Genomic DNA, 18,608 nt, shown 5'->3' on the forward strand with positions numbered 1-18,608 from the left:
GGCATCCCCGCGCCGTACGGCGCGGGGATGCCGGGCGGGCCGTGGTGCGGCCGGGGCATCGCGCCAGACGTGCCGGACGAGGTGCCCTCGCCGTACGGGCTCCGCGCGGCCCGGCCCGTCTCCAGCGCGGCCCGGCCCTGCGCGCCGGGCACTCCGGCCGTGGGCCCCGGCGCGTGCGCCGGGCCCGGCGCTCCGGTCTGCTCGATGCCGCCGGGCGGCCCGGACTCGACTCCGCTGCCGAGCTGTTCCGGCGCCCCGGAACCGTGGAGTCCGGAGGGCGCGGGACCGGCGTCGAACGTCTCCGGCTCGTCGAGGGGCTCCGGCACCGGCGCGTATCCGCACAGCGCCTCCTCGGCCGCGCCCGCCGCGAGCCCGGTCAGCACGACCCGGCCGTCGTCGCAGACGAGGACGGTGCGGATGGTGATGTTCCGGTGGGTCCAGCCGTGCGCGTGCACCACGCGTACGGCGGTGAGCACGTCGGAGGCGATCTCGGCCGCGCGGAACGGGTTGAGCGGCTTCTCCGCGAGCAGCGCGGCGAGCGGCCTGGCCGCGACGAGTTCGCTCACTATCCACAGCGAGCCGGACTCGGCGAAGACGTCGAAGACCTGGTCGAGCCTGGGGTGGTCCGGGATCTGCGCCGCGCTCTGCGCCGCCTCGATGGCCCGCCGCACGGCAGGGTCCGTATGCCTGCGGGGAGTACGCCCGGGAGCGCGCCGGGGTGCGGCGCCGCCCTCGGCGTCGACGACCTCGGCCTCCACGACCTCCGGCAGGGGCACCTGCCGGACGAGGACCTCCTGCCCGCTGTACGTGTCGAACGCACGGGTCTCGACGAGTTCGTACTCGTCGGACGGTGGCAGGGGCAGGCGATAGCGGTCGGCGAGCACCCGTCCCGCGTATTCGTCCACGACGCCTCCCCGACAAACAGGCGGTCTTCCGGTCCCGGAGACCCACGAAACCGCCAATTCCGGTCGTTTACCGGCTCATTGTGGATGCGTACGGTTCGCGAGTCTCACGATACGTGGCTGTGGGCGAACGTGCCGCCGGGTCTCGGAACCCGGCACGGAACGTTCGCATTCGCAGCACCCCACTCCTGCCCGCGACAGCCGCGGCCATTCCCTGGCCGAGTGGTGAAGGCGCGCCGGACGCGCGCTCAGCCCTTCGGCTCGAAGGTGGCGAAGGCCGTCTCCCGCAGGGTCTCGCACTCCGACGTGTCCCACTCGCTCGCCTTGCAGCTCACCATGATCGAGTAACCCCGGGAGCCGTCGACCTTGAAGCCGCGGTTGAGGACCCTGACGCGCTGGCCGCTCTGGTCGCGCTCGAACTCCCAGTCGGCGACGGTCGGGTAGCCGTTGTACTCGGTCGCCTTGAGGCTGACGCGCTTGTAGTTGCCGCTGCTCCGGCTGACGATCGGCTCCTGCTGCCGCCAGGCCGCCGCGGCGTCGCCGGTCGGGGTGCTGGTGAAGTCGCCCTGCACCCGGGGGAATCCGCCGCTCTTGCTGTATATGCCACCGGAGTTGCTCCCGGCTATGCCCGTCTTGCGGAAGCCCTCGGGCATCGCCATGGAGAAGTGGAACTGGGCGTCGCTGACGGTGGCGTAGCCATCGGGGAGCCCGTCGTCGCCCGTCTTGCCCTTGTCCTTGCCCTTGTCGCCCTTGTCCTTGTCGTCCCCATCGGCGTCGTCGGACTGGTCGTCGCTGTCGTCCGACGTGTCGGAACCGGCGGCCGAATCGGAACCGGAACCTCCGGAATCCTTGCCGGCGGTGGCAGCGGAACCGTCCTTGCCCTCCCCCTTCGTGCTCTTGCCCGACGCCGGGCCGTCCTTGTCGCCGCCGCCTGTGGCGTCGTCGGCGGACCCGGCGGAGGCCGCCTTGTCACCGCTCCCCTTGCCCGGACCGGCCGCGCCGTCGGAGCTTCCGTCCCCGTTCAGGGCGACGATCAGCACCGTGGCGATGATGGCCAGCGCCGCGACGACGGCGATCACCACCAGCGTGCGCCGGGGCACCACGTCCGTGAGCGAGGCACGCGGCGCGGCGGGCCTGGCCGGGGCGGCGGACTGGAGGGCGGACGTCGGATACCCGGCGGCCCCTGGCGCGGGGCGCGCCGCGGGCCGGGGCGCGGGGGGAGCCGACGGCAGCGGAAGCGCCCGGGTGGCGTCGAGCGCGGGCTTCGGACCGCTGTCGGGCGCCTGGACGATGTCTTCGAGGAGCGCTCGCGCGCCCGCGTCGTCGAGCCGCTGCTCGGGGTCCTTGGCCAGCAGCCCGTAGATGACCTCTTTCAGCGCGCCCGCGTTCTTCGGCGGGTCGAGCGGCTCGGTCATGACCGCCGTCAGCGTGGCGATGGCGGAGCCCTTGTCGTACGGGGGCGAGCCTTCCACCGACGCGTACAGCAGGCCGCCGAGCGACCAGAGGTCGGCGGCGGGGCCCGGCTTGTGGCCACGGGCGCGCTCGGGCGAGATGTAGGAAGGGGCGCCGACGAGCATGCCGGTCGAGGTGACCGACGGGTCACCCTCGACCTGGGCGATGCCGAAGTCCGTGAGCACGACACGGCCGTCCTCGGCGATCAGCACGTTGGACGGCTTCACGTCGCGGTGCAGGATGCCCTCGCGGTGCGCCGAGCGCAGCACGTCGAGGATGGCGAGTCCGACCTCGGCGGCCCGTTTGGGCGTCAGGAGACCGTCCTCACGGACGGCTTCGGCGAGGGACTTGCCCTCGACCAGCTCCATGACGATCCAGGGCCGGTCGTCCTCGTCCACGACGTCGAAGACGGTGACCGCGCCGTTGTTGCGGATCCGGGCGATCGCCTTGGCCTCGCGCAGCGTGCGCGTGATGAGCCGGCGCTTCTCGTCGTCGTCGATGCTGGAGGGGAAGCGCAGTTCCTTCACCGCGACCGTACGGCCGAGCGTCTCGTCGAGGGCGCGCCACACCGTGCCCATGCCCCCGCGCCCGAGCACCGCACCGAGCCGGTACCTGCCCGCGAGCAGGCGGCCTTCCGGGGTGTCGTCGGAGCCCTTCCCGGTCTCCCGCCGAGGCTCCTGCGCCGTGTCCCGCGACTGCTTCGACTCCGACATGCGTCCCCTCTGCGATCCCTGATCCTGGCCCGCGCCCGCCGCCGCACGGTGCCGTAACGCGCCCTGGCAGAGCCTTCATTGTCCCTCACTCCGGGACCGACACTGCTGCCGGGTCCGGTGCCCGCCGGGATGGTGCCGCCGGAAGGACCCCCACCATGCCACTGCCCGGGGCAGGGCCGAACACTCCGCTGATCACGCCCCTGTTCGAATTCTGCACAAGTGCACGCGTAACGGATGAGTTTGATGTGACGAACGATGCGCCTGGGATCGATTGGATTCTGAGCGCGCGTCATCCGGCGGGGTACCCGCGCGTCTATACGTGTCCGCCCTCCTCCTGGTTCACCACGGGCACGTCCGGGTTCGACGACGCCCCCCGTTCGCGAACGGCGCGTCAGGTCGGCACGATGTCCGGCGCGCCCAGCCGCGCCGCGTCCGCCGTCTGGTCGTCGGGCTGCCGCTGCGACTCCCGCTCCGCCTCCACCCGCTTCTCGTAGTGCGCGACCTCCCGCTCGATCTGGTCCTCGTCCCAGCCGAGGACCGGCGCCATCAGCTCCGCGCACTCCCGGGCGCTGCGCGTGCCCCGGTCGAAGGTCTCGATCGAGACGCGGGTGCGGCGGGTCAGCACGTCTTCGAGGTGGCGGGCGCCTTCGTGGGAGGCTGCGTAGACGACCTCGGCGCGCAGATAGTCGTCGGCCCCGCCGAGCGGCTCGCCGAGTCCCGGGTCGGCCGCGATCATCTCCAGCAGCTCCTCCACCAGCGTCCCGTAGCGGTTGAGCAGATGCTCGACCCTGGCCACGTGGATCCCGGTCCTGGCCGCCATGCCCGCCCGCGCGTTCCACAGCGCGTGGTAGCCCTCGGCACCGAGCAGCGGCACGTCCTCCGTGACGCAGTCGGCCACGCGCTGGTCGAGGCCGTGCACCGCCTCGTCCACCGCGTCCTTGGCCATCACCCGGTAGGTGGTGTACTTGCCGCCGGCGACGACCACCATGCCGGGCACCGGGTGCGCCACCGTGTGCTCGCGGGACAGCTTGCTGGTCGCGTCCGACTCCCCGGCCAGCAGCGGGCGCAGCCCCGCGTACACCCCCTGCACGTCGTCGCGGGTCAGGGGGACGGACAGCACCGAGTTCACGTGCTCCAGCAGATAGTCGATGTCGGCGCTGGAGGCGGCGGGGTGGGCCTTGTCCAGGTCCCAGTCGGTGTCGGTGGTGCCGACGATCCAGTGGCGGCCCCAGGGGATGACGAACAGCACCGACTTCTCGGTCCGCAGGATCAGCCCGGTCGAGGAGTGGATCCGGTCCTTGGGCACGACCAGGTGGATGCCCTTGGAGGCCCGGACGTGGAACTGGCCCCGCTCGGCGATCAGCGCCTGGGTGTCGTCCGTCCACACCCCGGTGGCGTTGACGACCTGCTTGGCGCGGATCTCGTACTCCCCGCCTGCCTCCACGTCGCGCACGCGCGCGCCCACGACCCGCTCGCCCTCGCGCAGGAAGCCGATGACCCGCGCCCCGTTGGCGACGCGGGCGCCATAGGTGGCGGCCGTGCGGACCAGGGTGGCCACATAGCGCGCGTCGTCCATCTGCGCGTCGTAGTACTGCAACGCGCCCACCAGGGCGTCCTTCTTCAGGCAGGGCGCCACCCGCAGGGCGTTACGACGGGAGAGGTGGCGGTGAACGGGCAGCCCCCGGCCGTGTCCTGACGACACGGACATCGCGTCGTACAGCGCGACGCCCGATCCCGCGTAGAACCGCTCCCAGCCCTTGTGCCGCAACGGGTAGAGGAACGGTACGGGCTTGACCAGATGGGGCGCCAGCTTCTCCAGCAGCAGCCCGCGCTCCTTGAGAGCCTCGCGCACCAGGGTGAAGTCGAGCATCTCCAGATAGCGCAGACCGCCGTGGATCAGCTTGCTGGAGCGGCTCGACGTGCCGGCGGCCCAGTCACGCGCCTCCACCAGTCCGGTCGACAGCCCTCGCGTGACGGCGTCGAGAGCGGTGCCCGCCCCGACCACCCCCGCGCCGATCACCAGCACGTCCAGCTCGCGCTCGGTCATCTCCGCCAGCGCTCGGGCGCGCTCCTCAGGTCCCAGTGTCGCTGTCCTCACCGCTGCCTCCCGGTCGTCCCCCGCGTGGTCGGGCTCATAGATCGATTCTGTCCGCAGTCGGCGACTTCAGCCACTGGCTGTGGACAACTCCCGTCCCACCCGGTCCCGGGCGGCCGACGGCAGGCCCGAGCGGCGGGTCCGGGCGGCGGACGAACCGACCCCCGAAAGGCGCAATATCCGACAAACAGCCTCCACGGACCACGCAATGCCGCATAACGGTCATATTTAAGCCTAGTCTGACAGTGCGCTCGCTCATTCTGTCCACCGGGCTTGCGCTCACTGTCAACTCCGGCTATGTCCGGTCCGGGCCCGCGCAGTCCGCCCGGACCGGACCGCAGGGAAGGACGCGGCCACCGCCATGCCCGCAGATCTCGCCGTCATCGGACTCGGCCACCTCGGCCTGCCCCTCGCCCAGGCCGCCGTGGCCGCCGGCATCGACACCATCGGCTACGACACCGACCCACGCCCCGTGGCCAAACTCGCCGCGGGCCAGAGCCCGGTCGACGGACCCCTCACCGCCTCCGACGTCCGCCGGATGCTCTCGGGAGGGTTCCGGCCCACCACCAACCCGACCGAGCTGGGCCGGGTCCGTACCGCCGTGATCTGCGCCCCCACCCCCCTGGGCCCCGACCGGACCCCCGATCTCACCGCCATCGGCGCCGCCGCCCGCGCCCTGGCGGCCCGGCTGCGCCCGCACACCACCGTGCTGCTGGAATCCCCCGCCGCGCCCGGCACCACGGAGGGCTTCCTGCGCGGGATCCTCGAAGAGGGCTCGGGACTGCGCGCCGGACGCGACTTCCACCTCGCCTACTCCCCCGGCCGGGTCGACCCCGGCAACCGCGCCCACGGCTTCGCCGGCACCCCCAAGGTGATCGGCGGCCTCACCCCCGCCTGCACCGAGTCCGCCGCGACCTTCTACGGCCGCCTCACCGACAAGGTCGTACGCGCCCGCGGCCCGCGCGAGGCCGAGACCGTCAAACTCCTCGAAACCAACTTCCGGCACGTGAACATCGCGCTGGTCAACGAGATGGCCGTGCTCTGCCACGACCTCGGCGTCGACCTCTGGGACGTCATCCGCTGCGCGGAGACCAAGCCCTTCGGCTTCCAGGCGTTCCGGCCGGGCCCCGGCGTCGGCGGCCACGGCGTGCCGATGGACCCCAGCTATCTGCCGCACGCGGGCCGCACCCCCGGCCATCCCCTGCGCATGGTCGGCCTCGCCCAGGAGATCAACAGCCGGATGCCGCAGTACGTCATCCAGCGCTGCGCCACCCTGCTCAACGAGCACGGCAAGTCCGCGCGCGGCGCCCGGGTGCTGCTCCTCGGCGTCACCTACAAGCCCGACCTGGCCGACCAGGAAGGCTCACCGGCGACCGAGATCGCCTGTCGGCTGATGGACCTCGGCGCCGCCGTCAGCTACCACGACCCGTACGTACCCGACTGGCGCGTGCGCGAGCTGCCCGTACCGCGCGCCGACTCTCTCTACGAGGCCGCCGCCAACGCCGACCTGACGGTCCTGCTCCAGAACCACCGCACGTACGACCTCCAGGGGCTCGCGGTCAAGGCGCAGTTGCTGCTGGACACCAGGGGTGCCAGCCCTGCGGGCGCGGCACACCGGCTCTGACCAGGAAGGTCCCGCCGGACGTAGCGCCGGGCCCCGGAGGCTCCCCGCGGGAAATACTCACCGCCGCCTTCTCCGGCGCCCGCAAGGCGGCCTCCTGACGGAGCGCCGCTCATACGCGAAAGGCCGCCTCTTCAAGAGGCGGCCTTTCGGGCGGGAAGTGGCGGGAAGCGGGGGAGCGACGGTCAGCGGCTGTGCTGCGAGTCCGCCACCGTGACCTCGACGCGCTGGAACTCCTTGAGTTCGCTGTAGCCCGTCGTCGCCATGGCCCGCTTCAGCGCGCCGAAGAAGTTCATCGACCCGTCGGGGCTGTGCGAGGGGCCCGTCAGGACCTCCTCCGTCGTCCCGGCGATGCCCAGGTCGACCAGCTTGCCGCGCGGCACGTCCTCGTGGACGGCCTCCATGCCCCAGTGACGGCCCTTGCCGGGCGCGTCCGTGGCGCGCGCCAGCGGAGAGCCGATCATGACGGAGTCGGCACCGCAGGCGATCGCCTTGGGCAGGTCGCCGGACCAGCCGACCCCGCCGTCCGCGATGACGTGCACATACCGGCCGCCGGACTCGTCCATGTAGTCACGGCGCGCCGCCGCGACATCCGCGACGGCGGTGGCCATCGGGACCTGGATGCCCAGCACGTTACGGGTGGTGTGCGCCGCGCCGCCGCCGAAGCCGACCAGCACGCCCGCCGCGCCCGTACGCATCAGGTGCAGGGCGGCGGTGTACGTGGCGCAGCCGCCGACGATGACCGGCACGTCCAGCTCGTAGATGAACTGCTTGAGGTTCAGCGGCTCGGCCGCGCCGGAGACGTGCTCGGCGGAGACCGTCGTACCCCGGATGACGAAGATGTCGACCCCGGCGTCCACCACGGCCTTGGAGAACTGGGCGGTGCGCTGCGGCGAGAGCGCCGCCGCGGTGACCACGCCCGAGTCGCGCACCTCCTTGATGCGCTGCCCGATCAGCTCTTCCTTGATGGGCTCCGCGTAGATCTCCTGGAGCCTGCGGTTGGCGGTCGCCTCGTCAAGACCGGCGATCTCGTCGAGCAGCGGCTGCGGGTCCTCGTACCGGGTCCACAGGCCCTCCAGGTTGAGGACGCCCAGACCACCCATCTCACCGATACGGATCGCGGTCCGCGGCGAGACCACGGAGTCCATGGGCGCGGCCAGGAACGGCAGCTCGAACCGGTAGGCGTCGATCTGCCAGGCGATCGAGACCTCCTTCGGGTCCCGGGTGCGCCGGCTGGGGACGACGGCGATGTCGTCGAAGGCGTACGCCCTGCGGCCGCGCTTGCCGCGCCCGATCTCGATCTCAGTCACGATGTGTGGCCTTTCCCTCTACGTCTGCCGTCCCAGTATCCCCGACGCCCGTTCGCCCGGTGCCGACGGCGCGTCCCGGCGCCCGCCCCGCCGGGGCCCCGGCCCCGGCACACCCGTGAGGGACGGGCCCGGACCGGGCACCGTCCCTCATGCGTACGCGCGGTTCAGCCCCGGGTGTAGTTCGGTGCCTCGACCGTCATCTGGATGTCGTGCGGGTGGCTCTCCTTGAGGCCCGCCGCGGTGATCCGGACGAACCGGCCCTTCGTCTCCATCTCGTCGATGGAGGCGGCGCCCACGTACCCCATGGTCTGGCGCAGACCGCCGACGAGCTGGTGCAGCACGGCGGAGAGGGGGCCACGGTAGGGCACCTGGCCCTCGATGCCCTCGGGGACGAGCTTGTCGTCGGAGGAGACCTCGGCCTGGAAGTAGCGGTCCTTCGAGAAGGAGCGGCCCTGGCCGCGCGACTGCATCGCGCCCAGCGAACCCATGCCCCGGTACGACTTGAACTGCTTGCCGTTGATGAACTGAAGCTCTCCCGGCGACTCCTCGCAGCCCGCGAGGAGGCTGCCGAGCATCACCGTTCCGGCACCGGCGGCGAGGGCCTTGCCGATGTCGCCCGAGTACTGCAGGCCGCCGTCGCCGATGACCGGGATACCGGCCGACTGGCAGACGACCGCCGCCTCGTAGATCGCGGTGACCTGCGGGACACCGATCCCGGCGACGACACGGGTGGTGCAGATCGAACCGGGGCCCACGCCGACCTTGACGCCGTCCACACCCGCGTCGATCAGCGCCTTGGCGCCGTCCCGGGTGGCGACGTTGCCGCCGATGACGTCGACGGGAACACTCGACTTGATCTTGGACATCCAGCTGAGCGCGTTGCTGTTGTGGCCGTGCGAGGTGTCCACGACCAGGAAGTCGACGCCCGCCGCGACCAGCGCCTGGGCGCGCTCCAGCGCCTCCGGGCTGGCGCCGACGGCGGCGCCGACGAGCAGCCTGCCCTCGGCGTCCTTGGCGGCGTTCGGGTACTTCTCGGCCTTGACGAAGTCCTTGACCGTGATGAGGCCCTTGAGGATGCCCGCGTCGTCGACCAGCGGCAGCTTCTCGATCTTGTGGCGGCGCAGCAGCTCCATGGCGTCCACGCCGGAGATGCCGACCTTGCCGGTGACGAGCGGCATCGGGGTCATGACCTCGCGCACCTGACGCGTGCGGTCCGCCTCGAAGGCCATGTCCCGGTTGGTGACGATGCCGAGCAGCTTGCCCGCGCGGTCGGTGACCGGGACGCCGCTGATCCGGAACTTGGCGCAGAGCTGGTCGGCCTCGGCGAGCGTCGCGTCCGGGTGGACGGTGATCGGGTCGGTGACCATGCCGGACTCGGAGCGCTTCACCAGGTCGACCTGGTTGGCCTGGTCGGCGATGGAGAGATTGCGGTGCAGCACGCCCACGCCGCCCTGCCGCGCCATGGCGATCGCCATCCGGGCTTCGGTGACCTTGTCCATCGCGGCGGAGAGCAGCGGGATGTTCACTCTGACGTTGCGGGAGACCAGCGACGCGGTGTCCACCTGGTTCGGCAGGACTTCCGAGGCGCCAGGCAGCAGCAGCACGTCGTCGTATGTCAGCCCGAGTGTCGCGAATTTCTCGGGCACTCCGTCGACGTTTGCAGTCATGACACCTTCCCCAAATGGCCTTGATCGGTGCGGATGTCCATGCTAACGGGCTTCGCGAGCCGCTCATTCCACGAACAAGATCACCGACCGGCTTCGTATGTTCATCCGTAGACTGCCACGCCCGTCCCCGGGGCCGGAGCGGGTGTGGCAGAACGGTGAGCGGTCACTGCCCGGCCAGGGCCCGCAGTCTGCTGAGGGCGCGGTGCTGCGCGACCCGCACCGCGCCGGGCGACATGCCGAGCATCTGCCCGGTCTCCTCGGCCGTGAGTCCGACCGCGACCCTGAGCACCAGCAGCTCGCGCTGGTTGTCCGGCAGGTTCGCGAGCAGCTTCTTGGCCCATTCCGCGTCGCTGCTGAGCAGCGCGCGCTCCTCCGGGCCCAGCGAGTCGTCCGGCCGCTCGGGCATCTCGTCGGACGGCACCGCGGTCGACCCCGGGTGCCGCATGGCGGCCCGCTGGAGGTCGGCGACCTTGTGCCCGGCGATGGCGAAGACGAACGCCTCGAAGGGCCGTCCGGTGTCGCGGTAGCGGGGCAGCGCCATCAGGACGGCGACGCACACCTCCTGCGCGAGATCCTCCACGAAGTGGCGAGCGTCACCAGGCAGCCGGTTCAGCCGCGTGCGGCAGTAGCGCAGCGCGAGCGGGTGGACACGCGCCAGCAGATCGTGCGTGGCCCTTTCGTCGCCGTCGACGGCACGGTGTACGAGCGCACCGATCACCGTGGTCTCGTCATCGCGCATCGGTCCATGGTGCCTTGGCGGCTGCTGGTCGGCGGCGCCGCGTCCGTAGTTGTGCACCGAAGCGTTATGAGCGGGTGCGGCAGAACTCATTCCGTGCGCCCTCCCCTCGCGCTCGTCCGACTCGTCCCCGAGGAACTCCACATCTCCAAGGATGCGGCATAGCGCGGGAAACGGGTGTGTACGGGCGTACGTTCGGCCCCGCCCGCTCACCGCCACCATCCCGCCCGGGGGCTCGCGCGGAGCCGGTCACGGACCGCGCGGAGCCTCCGGATCGGGGGGAACGGGCCCCGCGCGTCAGCGCACGAGACCCCAGCGGAAGCCGAGCGCCACCGCGTGCGCGCGGTCCGAGGCGCCGAGCTTCTTGAAGAGGCGCCGGGCGTGCGTCTTGACCGTGTCCTCGGAGAGAAACAGCTCACGGCCGATCTCCGCGTTGGAGCGGCCGTGGCTCATCCCTTCGAGCACCTGGATCTCGCGGGCCGTGAGGGTGGGCGCGGCGCCCATCTCGGCCGAGCGGAGCCGGCGCGGCGCGAGGCGCCAGGTGGGATCGGCGAGCGCCTGGGTGACGGTCGCGCGCAGCTCCGCGCGCGAGGCGTCCTTGTGCAGATATCCGCGGGCGCCGGCGGCGACCGCGAGAGCGACGCCGTCCAGGTCCTCCGCGACCGTGAGCATGATGATCCGGGCTCCGGGGTCCGCCGAGAGCAGCCGCCGGACCGTCTCCACCCCCCCGAGCCCCGGCATGCGGACGTCCATGAGAATGAGATCGGACCGATCCGCGCCCCAGCGGCGGAGGACTTCCTCGCCGTTGGCCGCGGTCGTCACGCGCTCGACGCCGGGCACGGTCGCGACCGCGCGGCGGAGCGCCTCTCGGGCAAGCGGGGAGTCGTCGCAGACGAGGACGGATGTCATGACCGTCCTCCGCAGCTGATGCGCGTCACCTTGAGCCTCCAGGCTGGGTACATGTCGTCACCTGTGCGATTGACGCTCTCGGACATGTGCCCGATCGCTCATTCTCTCAACCGCCTCACACACTCAACGACGGTCACTCGAAAGAGTTACGGGTCGGAGGATCGAGTTCCGCACTCCCCGTGAGGGCGCGCACACGGAGAAGAACGGCCTCACCCGCGGAACGTCGATTCAAACCATGCCCCATTTAGCGCCTTTTCTTCACTTTCACTAGTGTCTGTGGCTAGATTCGTCATGAGTCATATTTACATCTACTTAGATAGTAGATGTACCGTCGTGAGCACTGGCGTGAGTTGCGCGCCGGGCTCGTACCTGGCGTCCAAGCCGCCCGTATCCGCCTCAGCACGGTTTCAAGGGGACATGAGCAATGGCAGATTTCTCCCGCCTTCCCGGACCGAACGCAGATCTGTGGGACTGGCAGCTCCTCGCGGCTTGTCGTGGTGTGGACAGTTCGCTCTTCTTCCATCCGGAGGGGGAAAGAGGCGCGGCACGAAGCGCGCGTGAGAACTCGGCGAAAGAGGTGTGCATGCGGTGCCCGGTCCGCGCGGAATGCGCGGCGCACGCACTGGCGGTACGGGAGCCGTACGGCGTGTGGGGCGGGCTGACCGAGGACGAGCGCGAGGAACTGATGGGACGGGCGCGCACCCGGCTGATCAGCGCGTCGGCCCCCTCGGGGGCAGCGGACACGGACCACGACGGCCACACCGGGCACGCGGACCGCACAGGGCACGGCGGCGACTGATCTTCGCGGCGCGCCCCACCAGGGGAAGAAACGTTCCTGCATGGCATCCCCGCACCGCCCAGGCCCCCCAGACGCCCCAGGCCCCGGACACCGCGGACACCCGCGACACCGCGGACGCCCCGACCGCCCGCCGATGTCCGCCGACGCCGGTCAGCGAGCGGCGGCCAGCGCGAGCTGGTCCAGCGTGGCCGCGACGGCCGGGACGCGGGCGAGGTCCGGCAGGGTCAGCGCCACGACCTCGCGCCGGACGGCGGGTTCGACCGCGACCGTACGGACGCCTTCCGTACGGACGGACTCCATCGCGAGCTGCGGCAGGACCGCCACGCCGAGCCCCGCCGCGACCAGGCCGATCACGGCCGGGTAGTCGTCCGTCGCGAAATCGATCCGCGGCGTGAACCCGGACCGCTCGCAGGCGGCCACGAGCTGTTCGCGGCAGCGCGGACACCCCGCGATCCACGACTCGCCGGCCAGCTCCCCGATCGGCACGGTACGGGCGCCGGCGAGCCGGTGCCCCGCGGGGACGAGACCGACGAGCCGGTCCACGAGCAGCGGACGCACCACCAGGTCCGCCCATTCCGCGGTGGCGCCGTCGTACCGGAACGCCAGCGCCACATCGCACTCGCCGTCCCGCAGCATCGCCGCCGAGTTCGGCGGCTCGGCCTCGACGAGGGAGACCCGGATCCCGGCGTGGGCGGCGCGCAGGGCGGCCAGCGCGGTGGGCACCAGGGTGGAGCTGCCGCTGGGGAACGACACCAGCCTGACCCGGCCCGCGCGCAGCCCGGCGAGGGCGGCGACCTCCTCCTCGGCGGCGCCGAGCCCGGCCAGGATGCCCGTCGCATGGCGTACGAGGACCTGTCCGGCCTCGGTCAGCCGCGTCTCGCGCCCGGTCCTGACCACCAGCGGGGTGCCCGCGGAGGCTTCGAGCGCCCGCATCTGCTGGCTGACGGCGGGCTGCGTACAGCCCAGTTCGCGGGCGGCGGCGGAGAAGGAACCGGTGGCGGCCACGGTGCGCAGTACACGGAGATGACGGGCTTCGATCACCCGTCAACCATAAGTGCTTCTTTGAGATGGCGCCGGAAAATACCTGGAGAGCTTGGGTCCGGTGCGTCTAGCGTGCGCGTATGAAGCTTCTGAGCGTAAATGCCGGGCGGCCGATGCCCGTGGATTACACCGACGCGCCCGGTGGCGCCACCGGGATCGACAAACGGCCGGTGGACGGTCCGGTCCTGGTGACGGATCCGGGGCCGAAGGGCGCGGGCGGCAGCGGCATCGCCGGTGACGCGGTCTGCGATCTGCGCCATCACGGCGGCTGCGACCAGGCGGTGTACGCCTTCGCCCGGGAGGATCTGGACTTCTGGGAGCGGGAGCTGGGCCGGCCGCTGGCCAACGGCGTCTTCGGCGAGAACCTCACGACGTCCGGTGTCGACATCACCGGCGCGAAGATCGGTGAGCGCTGGCGGATCGGGCCCGATGTGGTGCTGGAGGCGACGTCCGGGCGGATTCCGTGCCGTACGTTCCAGAGCTGGCTGGGTGAGAAGGGCTGGGTGAGGCGCTTCACCGGGCAGGCCGTGACGGGCGCGTACTTGCGGGTCATCGCTCCGGGCGAGATCCGCGCGGGCGACCCGATCGAGATCGTCCACCGGCCCGCGCACGAGGTGACGGTGGCGCTGTCGTTCCGGGCGGTCACCACCGAGCGTGAGCTGCTGCCCCGGACCCTGGCGGCCGGTGAGGCGCTGCACTCCGAGGGGCTGCGGATCGCGCGGGAGTACGTCGAGAAGTCGACGAAGCGGCCCTGACCCTGCGGTGGTGGCGACGACCGCCGGGCCGGGGAGACCGTCCGTCCACGGAACGCTCACATCAGAGGCGCGGGGACAGGCACTAACGTGCCGCGTATGACGACTGCTTTGATTACGGGCTCGACGGCGGGCATCGGTGCCGCCTTCGCGCGACGGCTGGCGGCCGACGGGCACAACCTCGTGCTGGTGGCCCGCGACATCGAGCGCCTGCGCGATCAGGCCACCGAACTGCACGACCGGCACGGCATCGAGGCCGAGGTGCTGACGGCCGATCTCGCCACGGACGGCGGTATCGAGTCGGTGGAGAAGCGGCTCTCGGACCGGAGGGCACCGGTCGATCTGCTCGTCAACAACGCGGGGTTCGGCAACAAGGGCCGCTTCCTCGAAGTCCCCGTCGCCGACGAGCTGACGATGCTGAAGGTGCACTGCGAGGCGGTGCTGCGGCTGACGTCGGTGGCGGTGACCGGGATGACGGCGCGCGGGCGGGGCGGGGTCGTCAACGTGGCGTCGGTGGCCGCGTTCGTGCCGCGCGGGACGTACGGGGCGTCGAAGGCGTGGGTCGTGCAGTTCACCCAGGGGGTGGCCCGGGATCTGGCGGATTCGGGGGTGCGGCTGATGGCGCTGTGTCCGGGGCTGGTGCGCACCGAGTTCCACGAGCGGGCCGGGATGGGCGTGGACGACATCCCCGACTGGATGTGGCTGGACGCGGACAAGCTGGTGACGGCGGCGCTCGCGGATCTGGCGCGCGGCAAGACCGTCTCCGTACCGGATCCCCGGTACAAGGCGCTGATGGGAGCGGTGAAGCTGGCGCCGCGCGGGCTGCTCGGCGGGATCACGTCGAAGACGGGCCGCAAGTACGGCCCGCGCTGACGCGGACGGCCCGGCACCCCACCAGAGGTACCGGGCCATCGTGTGTGGCTTTCTCACCGCGACCCTCAATTGAGGAACCACGATGGCGAGCAACCACCTCCGCGAGAGCGGCGGCGGTTTAGCCGCGAAGAGGGGGTCAGTGGCTGTGGCCGTGACCGCCGGCCGCGTCGGCCTCTTCCTCGGCCGGCTTCTCGACGACCAGGGTCTCGGTCGTGAGCAGCAGCGAGGCGATGGACGCGGCGTTCTCCAGGGCGGAGCGCGTGACCTTGACCGGGTCGATGACGCCGGCCTTCACCAGGTCGACGTACTCGCCGGTGGCCGCGTTGAAGCCGTGGCCCTTGTCCAGCTCCGACACCTTGGAGGTGATGACGTAGCCCTCCAGGCCGGCGTTCTCGGCGATCCAGCGCAGCGGCTCGACGACGGCGCGGCGGACGACCGCGACACCGGTGGCCTCGTCGCCGTCCTTGCCGAGGTTGCCCTCCAGCACCTTGGCGGCGTGCACCAGGGCGGAGCCACCACCGGAGACGATGCCCTCCTCGACCGCGGCGCGGGTCGCGGAGATGGCGTCCTCCAGACGGTGCTTCTTCTCCTTCAGCTCCACCTCGGTGGCGGCGCCGACCCGGATCACGCACACGCCGCCGGCCAGCTTCGCGAGGCGCTCCTGGAGCTTCTCGCGGTCCCAGTCGGAGTCCGTGGACTCGATCTCGGCCTTGATCTGGTTGACGCGGCCGGTGATCTCGTCGGCGGCACCCGCGCCGTCGACGATGGTCGTGTCGTCCTTGGTGACGGTGACGCGGCGGGCGGAGCCCAGCACGTCCAGACCGGCCTGGTCGAGCTTGAGGCCGACCTCCTCGGCGATGACGGTCGCACCGGTGAGGGTGGCGATGTCGCCGAGCATGGCCTTGCGGCGGTCACCGAAGCCGGGGGCCTTGACCGCGACGGCGTTGAACGTGCCGCGGATCTTGTTGACGACGAGGGTGGAGAGCGCCTCGCCCTCGACATCCTCGGCGATGATGAGCAGCGGCTTGGAGCCACCGCCCTGGATGACCTTCTCCAGCAGCGGGAGCAGCTCCTGGATCGAGCCGATCTTGCCCTGGTGGATCAGGATGTACGGGTCGTCGAGGACGGCCTCCATACGCTCCTGGTCGGTCACCATGTACGGGGACAGGTAGCCCTTGTCGAAGGCCATGCCCTCGGTGAAGTCCAGCTCCAGGCCGAAGGTGTTGGACTCCTCGACGGTGATGACACCGTCCTTGCCGACCTTGTCCATCGCCTCGGCGATCAACTCGCCGACCTGGTCGTCCTGCGCGGAGAGCGCGGCGACGGCGGCGATGTCGGACTTGTCGTCGATCGGGCTGGCGGTCGCGAGCAGCTCGTCGGAGACGGCCTTGACCGCGGCGTCGATGCCCTTCTTCAGGGAGGCCGGGGAGGCACCGGCGGCGACGTTGCGCAGGCCCTCGCGGACCAGCGCCTGGGCCAGCACGGTGGCGGTGGTGGTGCCGTCACCCGCGATGTCGTTGGTCTTGGTCGCCACCTCCTTCACCAGCTGGGCGCCCAGGTTCTCGTACGGGTCGTCCAGCTCGACCTCGCGGGCGATCGTGACACCGTCGTTGGTGATGGTGGGGGCGCCGAACTTCTTGTCGATGACGACGTTGCGGCCCTTGGGGCCGATCGTCACCTTCACCGTGTCGGCAAGCTTGTTGACGCCGCGCTCAAGGGCGCGACGGGCGTCCTCGTCGAACTTCAGGATCTTCGCCATGGCTGCTTCTCATGTCCTCTCGAATGAACTGCGCCCCCGTCCGCCCGGCAATCGCTGGGTGGCCGAGGGCGCAGCTCAAAAGCAAATCTTTCGGTGAATTACTTCTCGATGATCGCGAGCACGTCGCGAGCCGAGAGGACGAGGTATTCCTCGCCGCTGTACTTCACTTCGGTGCCGCCGTACTTGCTGTACAGAACGACATCGCCGACGGAAACGTCGAGCGGAAGCCGCTCGCCGTTCTCGAAACGGCCCGGACCCACGGCCAGGACGACGCCCTCCTGGGGCTTCTCCTTGGCAGTGTCCGGGATGACCAGGCCAGAGGCCGTGGTCTGCTCGGCGTCGAGCGGCTGGACCACAATGCGGTCCTCGAGCGGCTTGATGGCAACCTTGGTGCTGGCGGTCGTCACGATCCGACCTCCCCCTTCGGAGATCTCACGGGGTTAACTGTCTGAGGGTGGCGACCAGATGGGTCCGTCGTCGCGGGTGCCGGACCTGCCAGTCGCGCTTTGGCACTCTCCAGTGGGGAGTGCCAGACCTGAGACTATGACCGCGATTAGCACTCGGTCAAGCGGAGTGCCAATTCAGGCCGTCGTGGCGGTTCGCCGCGGGAGGATCCCCGAGGGGTTCGCTACGAGAACGCGCACCCGTGGCCAGGGGTTCCGCGCCGGGAGGCGCCCCGCGAAACGGCGCGCGCCGGCCGCGCCCCCTTCGGGACGTCGGACGGCGCGCGGGGCCCGGCTCATCCGGCGGAGGTCACACGTAGTCCTCCAGCCGGGCCACGGCGTACCCCTTGTCCGTGATGCGCTTCATCGCGGCCCTGATCAGATCGGGCATGGTCGCGTTCCAGTCGTCGCGGCCCCGGAAGTGCGTGAGGATGATGTCGCCGGGGTGCAGGTCCTTGTCCCACTCGCGCCACTCCATGCGGTCGGGGTACGCCTCGGCCGTCCAGAGCGGCAGCCCCTTCACCCCGCAGGTCTTGGCGGCCCGCACCGTGTCGCCGTTGTAGTTGCCGTACGGCGGCCGGAAGAGCGTGGGGCGCTTGCCGTACCGCTTCTCCAGCTTGTCCTGCTGATCGCAGATCTCGCGCCGCTGCCCCTCGTAGGACAGCCCCGGCAGGTACTTGTGGTTGAGCGTGTGGTTCTGCAGGGTGACCCCGCGGTCCTGCATCTGCTTGAAGTAGCCGTAGTTGTCGTTGATGACGTAGTCGCTGAGGAAGGCCGTGTACGGGATCTTCAGCTCGGTCATCATCCGCAGCAGTTCGGGGTCCTTCTCCATGCCGTCGTCCATCGTCAGGAAGACGACCCTGTCCTTGACCGGGACGGTGGTGAAGACGGGCGGCAGGTTCTCGCCCTCCTCCTCGTTCGCGATCTCGAAGCCCTCCCGGTTGGTGATCTTCGGCTTGACGGCGGGCGGCGCGGGCGTGGGCAGCGGAGTCTTCGCGAGCCCCCATTTTTTGGCCACGACGGCGCGCGCGGCCTGCGCGGCCCGTACCGCCTCGGCGTTCGAGGAGAGCGCCCCGGCCTCGCCCTTCCCGTGCTGCCCGTGCTGCCCGTTCGGCGCTCCGGCCGCCGGGTGGCCCTGGTCACGCCCCTGCCTCTGCCCGTGCCCCTGTCCGGCGTCGGCGGACCCGGCGGGCTTGCCCGAGGCGGCCGGTTCGCCGGACTCCGTCGTGGCGCAGCCGGAGCCGACGGCCGCCACCAGCAGGACGGCCAGCACCGCGCGGCCCCGCCCCCGGCGTCGGCGGGCCGGGCGTCCGGCGCGCTCGCGCGACGCCGCGGGCACCTCCGTACCCCGTGCACCCTTTGATGCCATTTCTTCGTTTTGTCGTACTAGTTGCATGGCGCCGCATCCTGTCAGCGCGGAGCGCCCGCGCCCGGCCGACACCGCCGCCCGGACGCGCACCGTCCCCCGGCTGGCCCACAATGGACCGGGTGACCGACCGCGCCTCCTCCCCCGCCACTGAGTCCCCCGCCGCCGAC

At 71.1% G+C, this 18,608-nt stretch carries 15 protein-coding genes; 4 read left to right on the forward strand and 11 right to left on the reverse strand.

What is annotated here, in order from left to right; all coding sequences use genetic code 11:
• The 3 genes from DVH02_RS28395 to DVH02_RS28405 form a co-directional block, all read right to left on the reverse strand.
• The coding region (locus tag DVH02_RS28395) for a protein kinase (protein ID WP_233518511.1) at positions 1-905 on the reverse strand (905 nt) is incomplete at its 3' end.
• A 245-nt stretch (positions 906-1,150) separates the two neighbouring features.
• Positions 1,151-3,067, reverse strand: coding sequence for a serine/threonine-protein kinase (locus DVH02_RS28400; protein ID WP_114626717.1), 1,917 nt, complete (start codon positions 3,065-3,067; stop codon positions 1,151-1,153).
• A gap of 391 nt (positions 3,068-3,458) precedes the next feature.
• Positions 3,459-5,165, reverse strand: coding sequence for a glycerol-3-phosphate dehydrogenase/oxidase (locus DVH02_RS28405; RefSeq protein WP_114626718.1), 1,707 nt, complete (start codon positions 5,163-5,165; stop codon positions 3,459-3,461).
• 358 nt (positions 5,166-5,523) lie between these two features.
• On the opposite strand from DVH02_RS28405, the gene DVH02_RS28410 reads away from it, so the two are divergent.
• On the forward strand, positions 5,524-6,786 hold the full coding sequence (locus DVH02_RS28410; protein WP_114626719.1) for a nucleotide sugar dehydrogenase: 1,263 nt from the start codon (positions 5,524-5,526) through the stop codon (positions 6,784-6,786).
• Between the two features lie 182 nt (positions 6,787-6,968).
• Here the strand turns inward: DVH02_RS28410 and DVH02_RS28415 are convergent, their stop codons facing one another.
• The 4 genes from DVH02_RS28415 to DVH02_RS28430 all read right to left on the reverse strand — a co-directional run bounded on the left by DVH02_RS28415 (position 6,969) and on the right by DVH02_RS28430 (position 11,405).
• The gene (locus DVH02_RS28415) at positions 6,969-8,093 is read right to left on the reverse strand and encodes a GuaB3 family IMP dehydrogenase-related protein (RefSeq protein ID WP_114626720.1); all 1,125 of its coding nucleotides are present in this window, start codon (positions 8,091-8,093) and stop codon (positions 6,969-6,971) included.
• Positions 8,094-8,257: 164 nt separating this feature from the next.
• Positions 8,258-9,760: an IMP dehydrogenase gene (gene guaB, locus DVH02_RS28420; RefSeq protein WP_114626721.1), complete on the reverse strand. Its 1,503-nt coding sequence runs from the start codon at positions 9,758-9,760 to the stop codon at positions 8,258-8,260.
• A 163-nt stretch (positions 9,761-9,923) separates the two neighbouring features.
• Positions 9,924-10,499, reverse strand: coding sequence for a sigma-70 family RNA polymerase sigma factor (locus tag DVH02_RS28425; RefSeq protein WP_114626722.1), 576 nt, complete (start codon positions 10,497-10,499; stop codon positions 9,924-9,926).
• A 294-nt stretch (positions 10,500-10,793) separates the two neighbouring features.
• Complete coding sequence (locus tag DVH02_RS28430) at positions 10,794-11,405, reverse strand: response regulator transcription factor (RefSeq protein ID WP_003948568.1); 612 nt, start codon at positions 11,403-11,405, stop codon at positions 10,794-10,796.
• Positions 11,406-11,829: 424 nt separating this feature from the next.
• On the opposite strand from DVH02_RS28430, the gene DVH02_RS28435 reads away from it, so the two are divergent.
• Complete coding sequence (locus tag DVH02_RS28435) at positions 11,830-12,204, forward strand: WhiB family transcriptional regulator (protein WP_114626723.1); 375 nt, start codon at positions 11,830-11,832, stop codon at positions 12,202-12,204.
• A gap of 150 nt (positions 12,205-12,354) precedes the next feature.
• Here DVH02_RS28435 and DVH02_RS28440 read toward each other — a convergent pair whose 3' ends face one another.
• Positions 12,355-13,245 carry a LysR family transcriptional regulator gene (locus DVH02_RS28440; RefSeq protein ID WP_114626724.1) on the reverse strand — a complete coding sequence of 297 codons (891 nt, stop codon included), beginning with the start codon at positions 13,243-13,245 and terminating at the stop codon, positions 12,355-12,357.
• 80 nt (positions 13,246-13,325) lie between these two features.
• On the opposite strand from DVH02_RS28440, the gene DVH02_RS28445 reads away from it, so the two are divergent.
• Together DVH02_RS28445 and DVH02_RS28450 are read left to right on the forward strand one after the other, a co-directional pair.
• Positions 13,326-14,000, forward strand: coding sequence for an MOSC domain-containing protein (locus tag DVH02_RS28445; RefSeq protein WP_114626725.1), 675 nt, complete (start codon positions 13,326-13,328; stop codon positions 13,998-14,000).
• 96 nt (positions 14,001-14,096) lie between these two features.
• Positions 14,097-14,870, forward strand: coding sequence for an SDR family NAD(P)-dependent oxidoreductase (locus DVH02_RS28450; RefSeq protein WP_114626726.1), 774 nt, complete (start codon positions 14,097-14,099; stop codon positions 14,868-14,870).
• A 136-nt stretch (positions 14,871-15,006) separates the two neighbouring features.
• Here the strand turns inward: DVH02_RS28450 and groL are convergent, their stop codons facing one another.
• From groL to DVH02_RS28465, 3 genes are all read right to left on the reverse strand, one after another.
• Positions 15,007-16,629 (reverse strand): chaperonin GroEL, encoded by a 1,623-nt coding sequence (gene groL / locus DVH02_RS28455; RefSeq protein WP_114626727.1) that lies wholly within the window; start codon positions 16,627-16,629, stop codon positions 15,007-15,009.
• A gap of 98 nt (positions 16,630-16,727) precedes the next feature.
• Positions 16,728-17,036: a co-chaperone GroES gene (groES, locus tag DVH02_RS28460; protein WP_023539274.1), complete on the reverse strand. Its 309-nt coding sequence runs from the start codon at positions 17,034-17,036 to the stop codon at positions 16,728-16,730.
• Between the two features lie 346 nt (positions 17,037-17,382).
• Positions 17,383-18,468, reverse strand: a complete 1,086-nt coding sequence (locus DVH02_RS28465; RefSeq protein WP_114626728.1) for a polysaccharide deacetylase family protein — start codon at positions 18,466-18,468, stop codon at positions 17,383-17,385.
• Positions 18,469-18,608: the final 140 nt, after the last annotated feature.

This window comes from Streptomyces corynorhini, assembly GCF_003346515.1.
Lineage (GTDB): Bacteria > Actinomycetota > Actinomycetes > Streptomycetales > Streptomycetaceae > Streptomyces > Streptomyces corynorhini.

Coding starts and splice junctions, on each gene's coding strand:
- DVH02_RS28435 (WP_114626723.1), top strand. CDS start 11,830: ATGGCAGATTTCTCCCGCCTTCCCGGACCGAACGCAGATCTGTGGGAC.
- groL (WP_114626727.1), bottom strand. CDS start 16,629: ATGGCGAAGATCCTGAAGTTCGACGAGGACGCCCGTCGCGCCCTTGAG.
- DVH02_RS28410 (WP_114626719.1), top strand. CDS start 5,524: ATGCCCGCAGATCTCGCCGTCATCGGACTCGGCCACCTCGGCCTGCCC.
- DVH02_RS28465 (WP_114626728.1), bottom strand. CDS start 18,468: ATGCAACTAGTACGACAAAACGAAGAAATGGCATCAAAGGGTGCACGG.
- DVH02_RS28400 (WP_114626717.1), bottom strand. CDS start 3,067: ATGTCGGAGTCGAAGCAGTCGCGGGACACGGCGCAGGAGCCTCGGCGG.
- DVH02_RS28430 (WP_003948568.1), bottom strand. CDS start 11,405: ATGACATCCGTCCTCGTCTGCGACGACTCCCCGCTTGCCCGAGAGGCG.
- guaB (WP_114626721.1), bottom strand. CDS start 9,760: ATGACTGCAAACGTCGACGGAGTGCCCGAGAAATTCGCGACACTCGGG.
- DVH02_RS28450 (WP_114626726.1), top strand. CDS start 14,097: ATGACGACTGCTTTGATTACGGGCTCGACGGCGGGCATCGGTGCCGCC.
- DVH02_RS28445 (WP_114626725.1), top strand. CDS start 13,326: ATGAAGCTTCTGAGCGTAAATGCCGGGCGGCCGATGCCCGTGGATTAC.
- DVH02_RS28425 (WP_114626722.1), bottom strand. CDS start 10,499: ATGCGCGATGACGAGACCACGGTGATCGGTGCGCTCGTACACCGTGCC.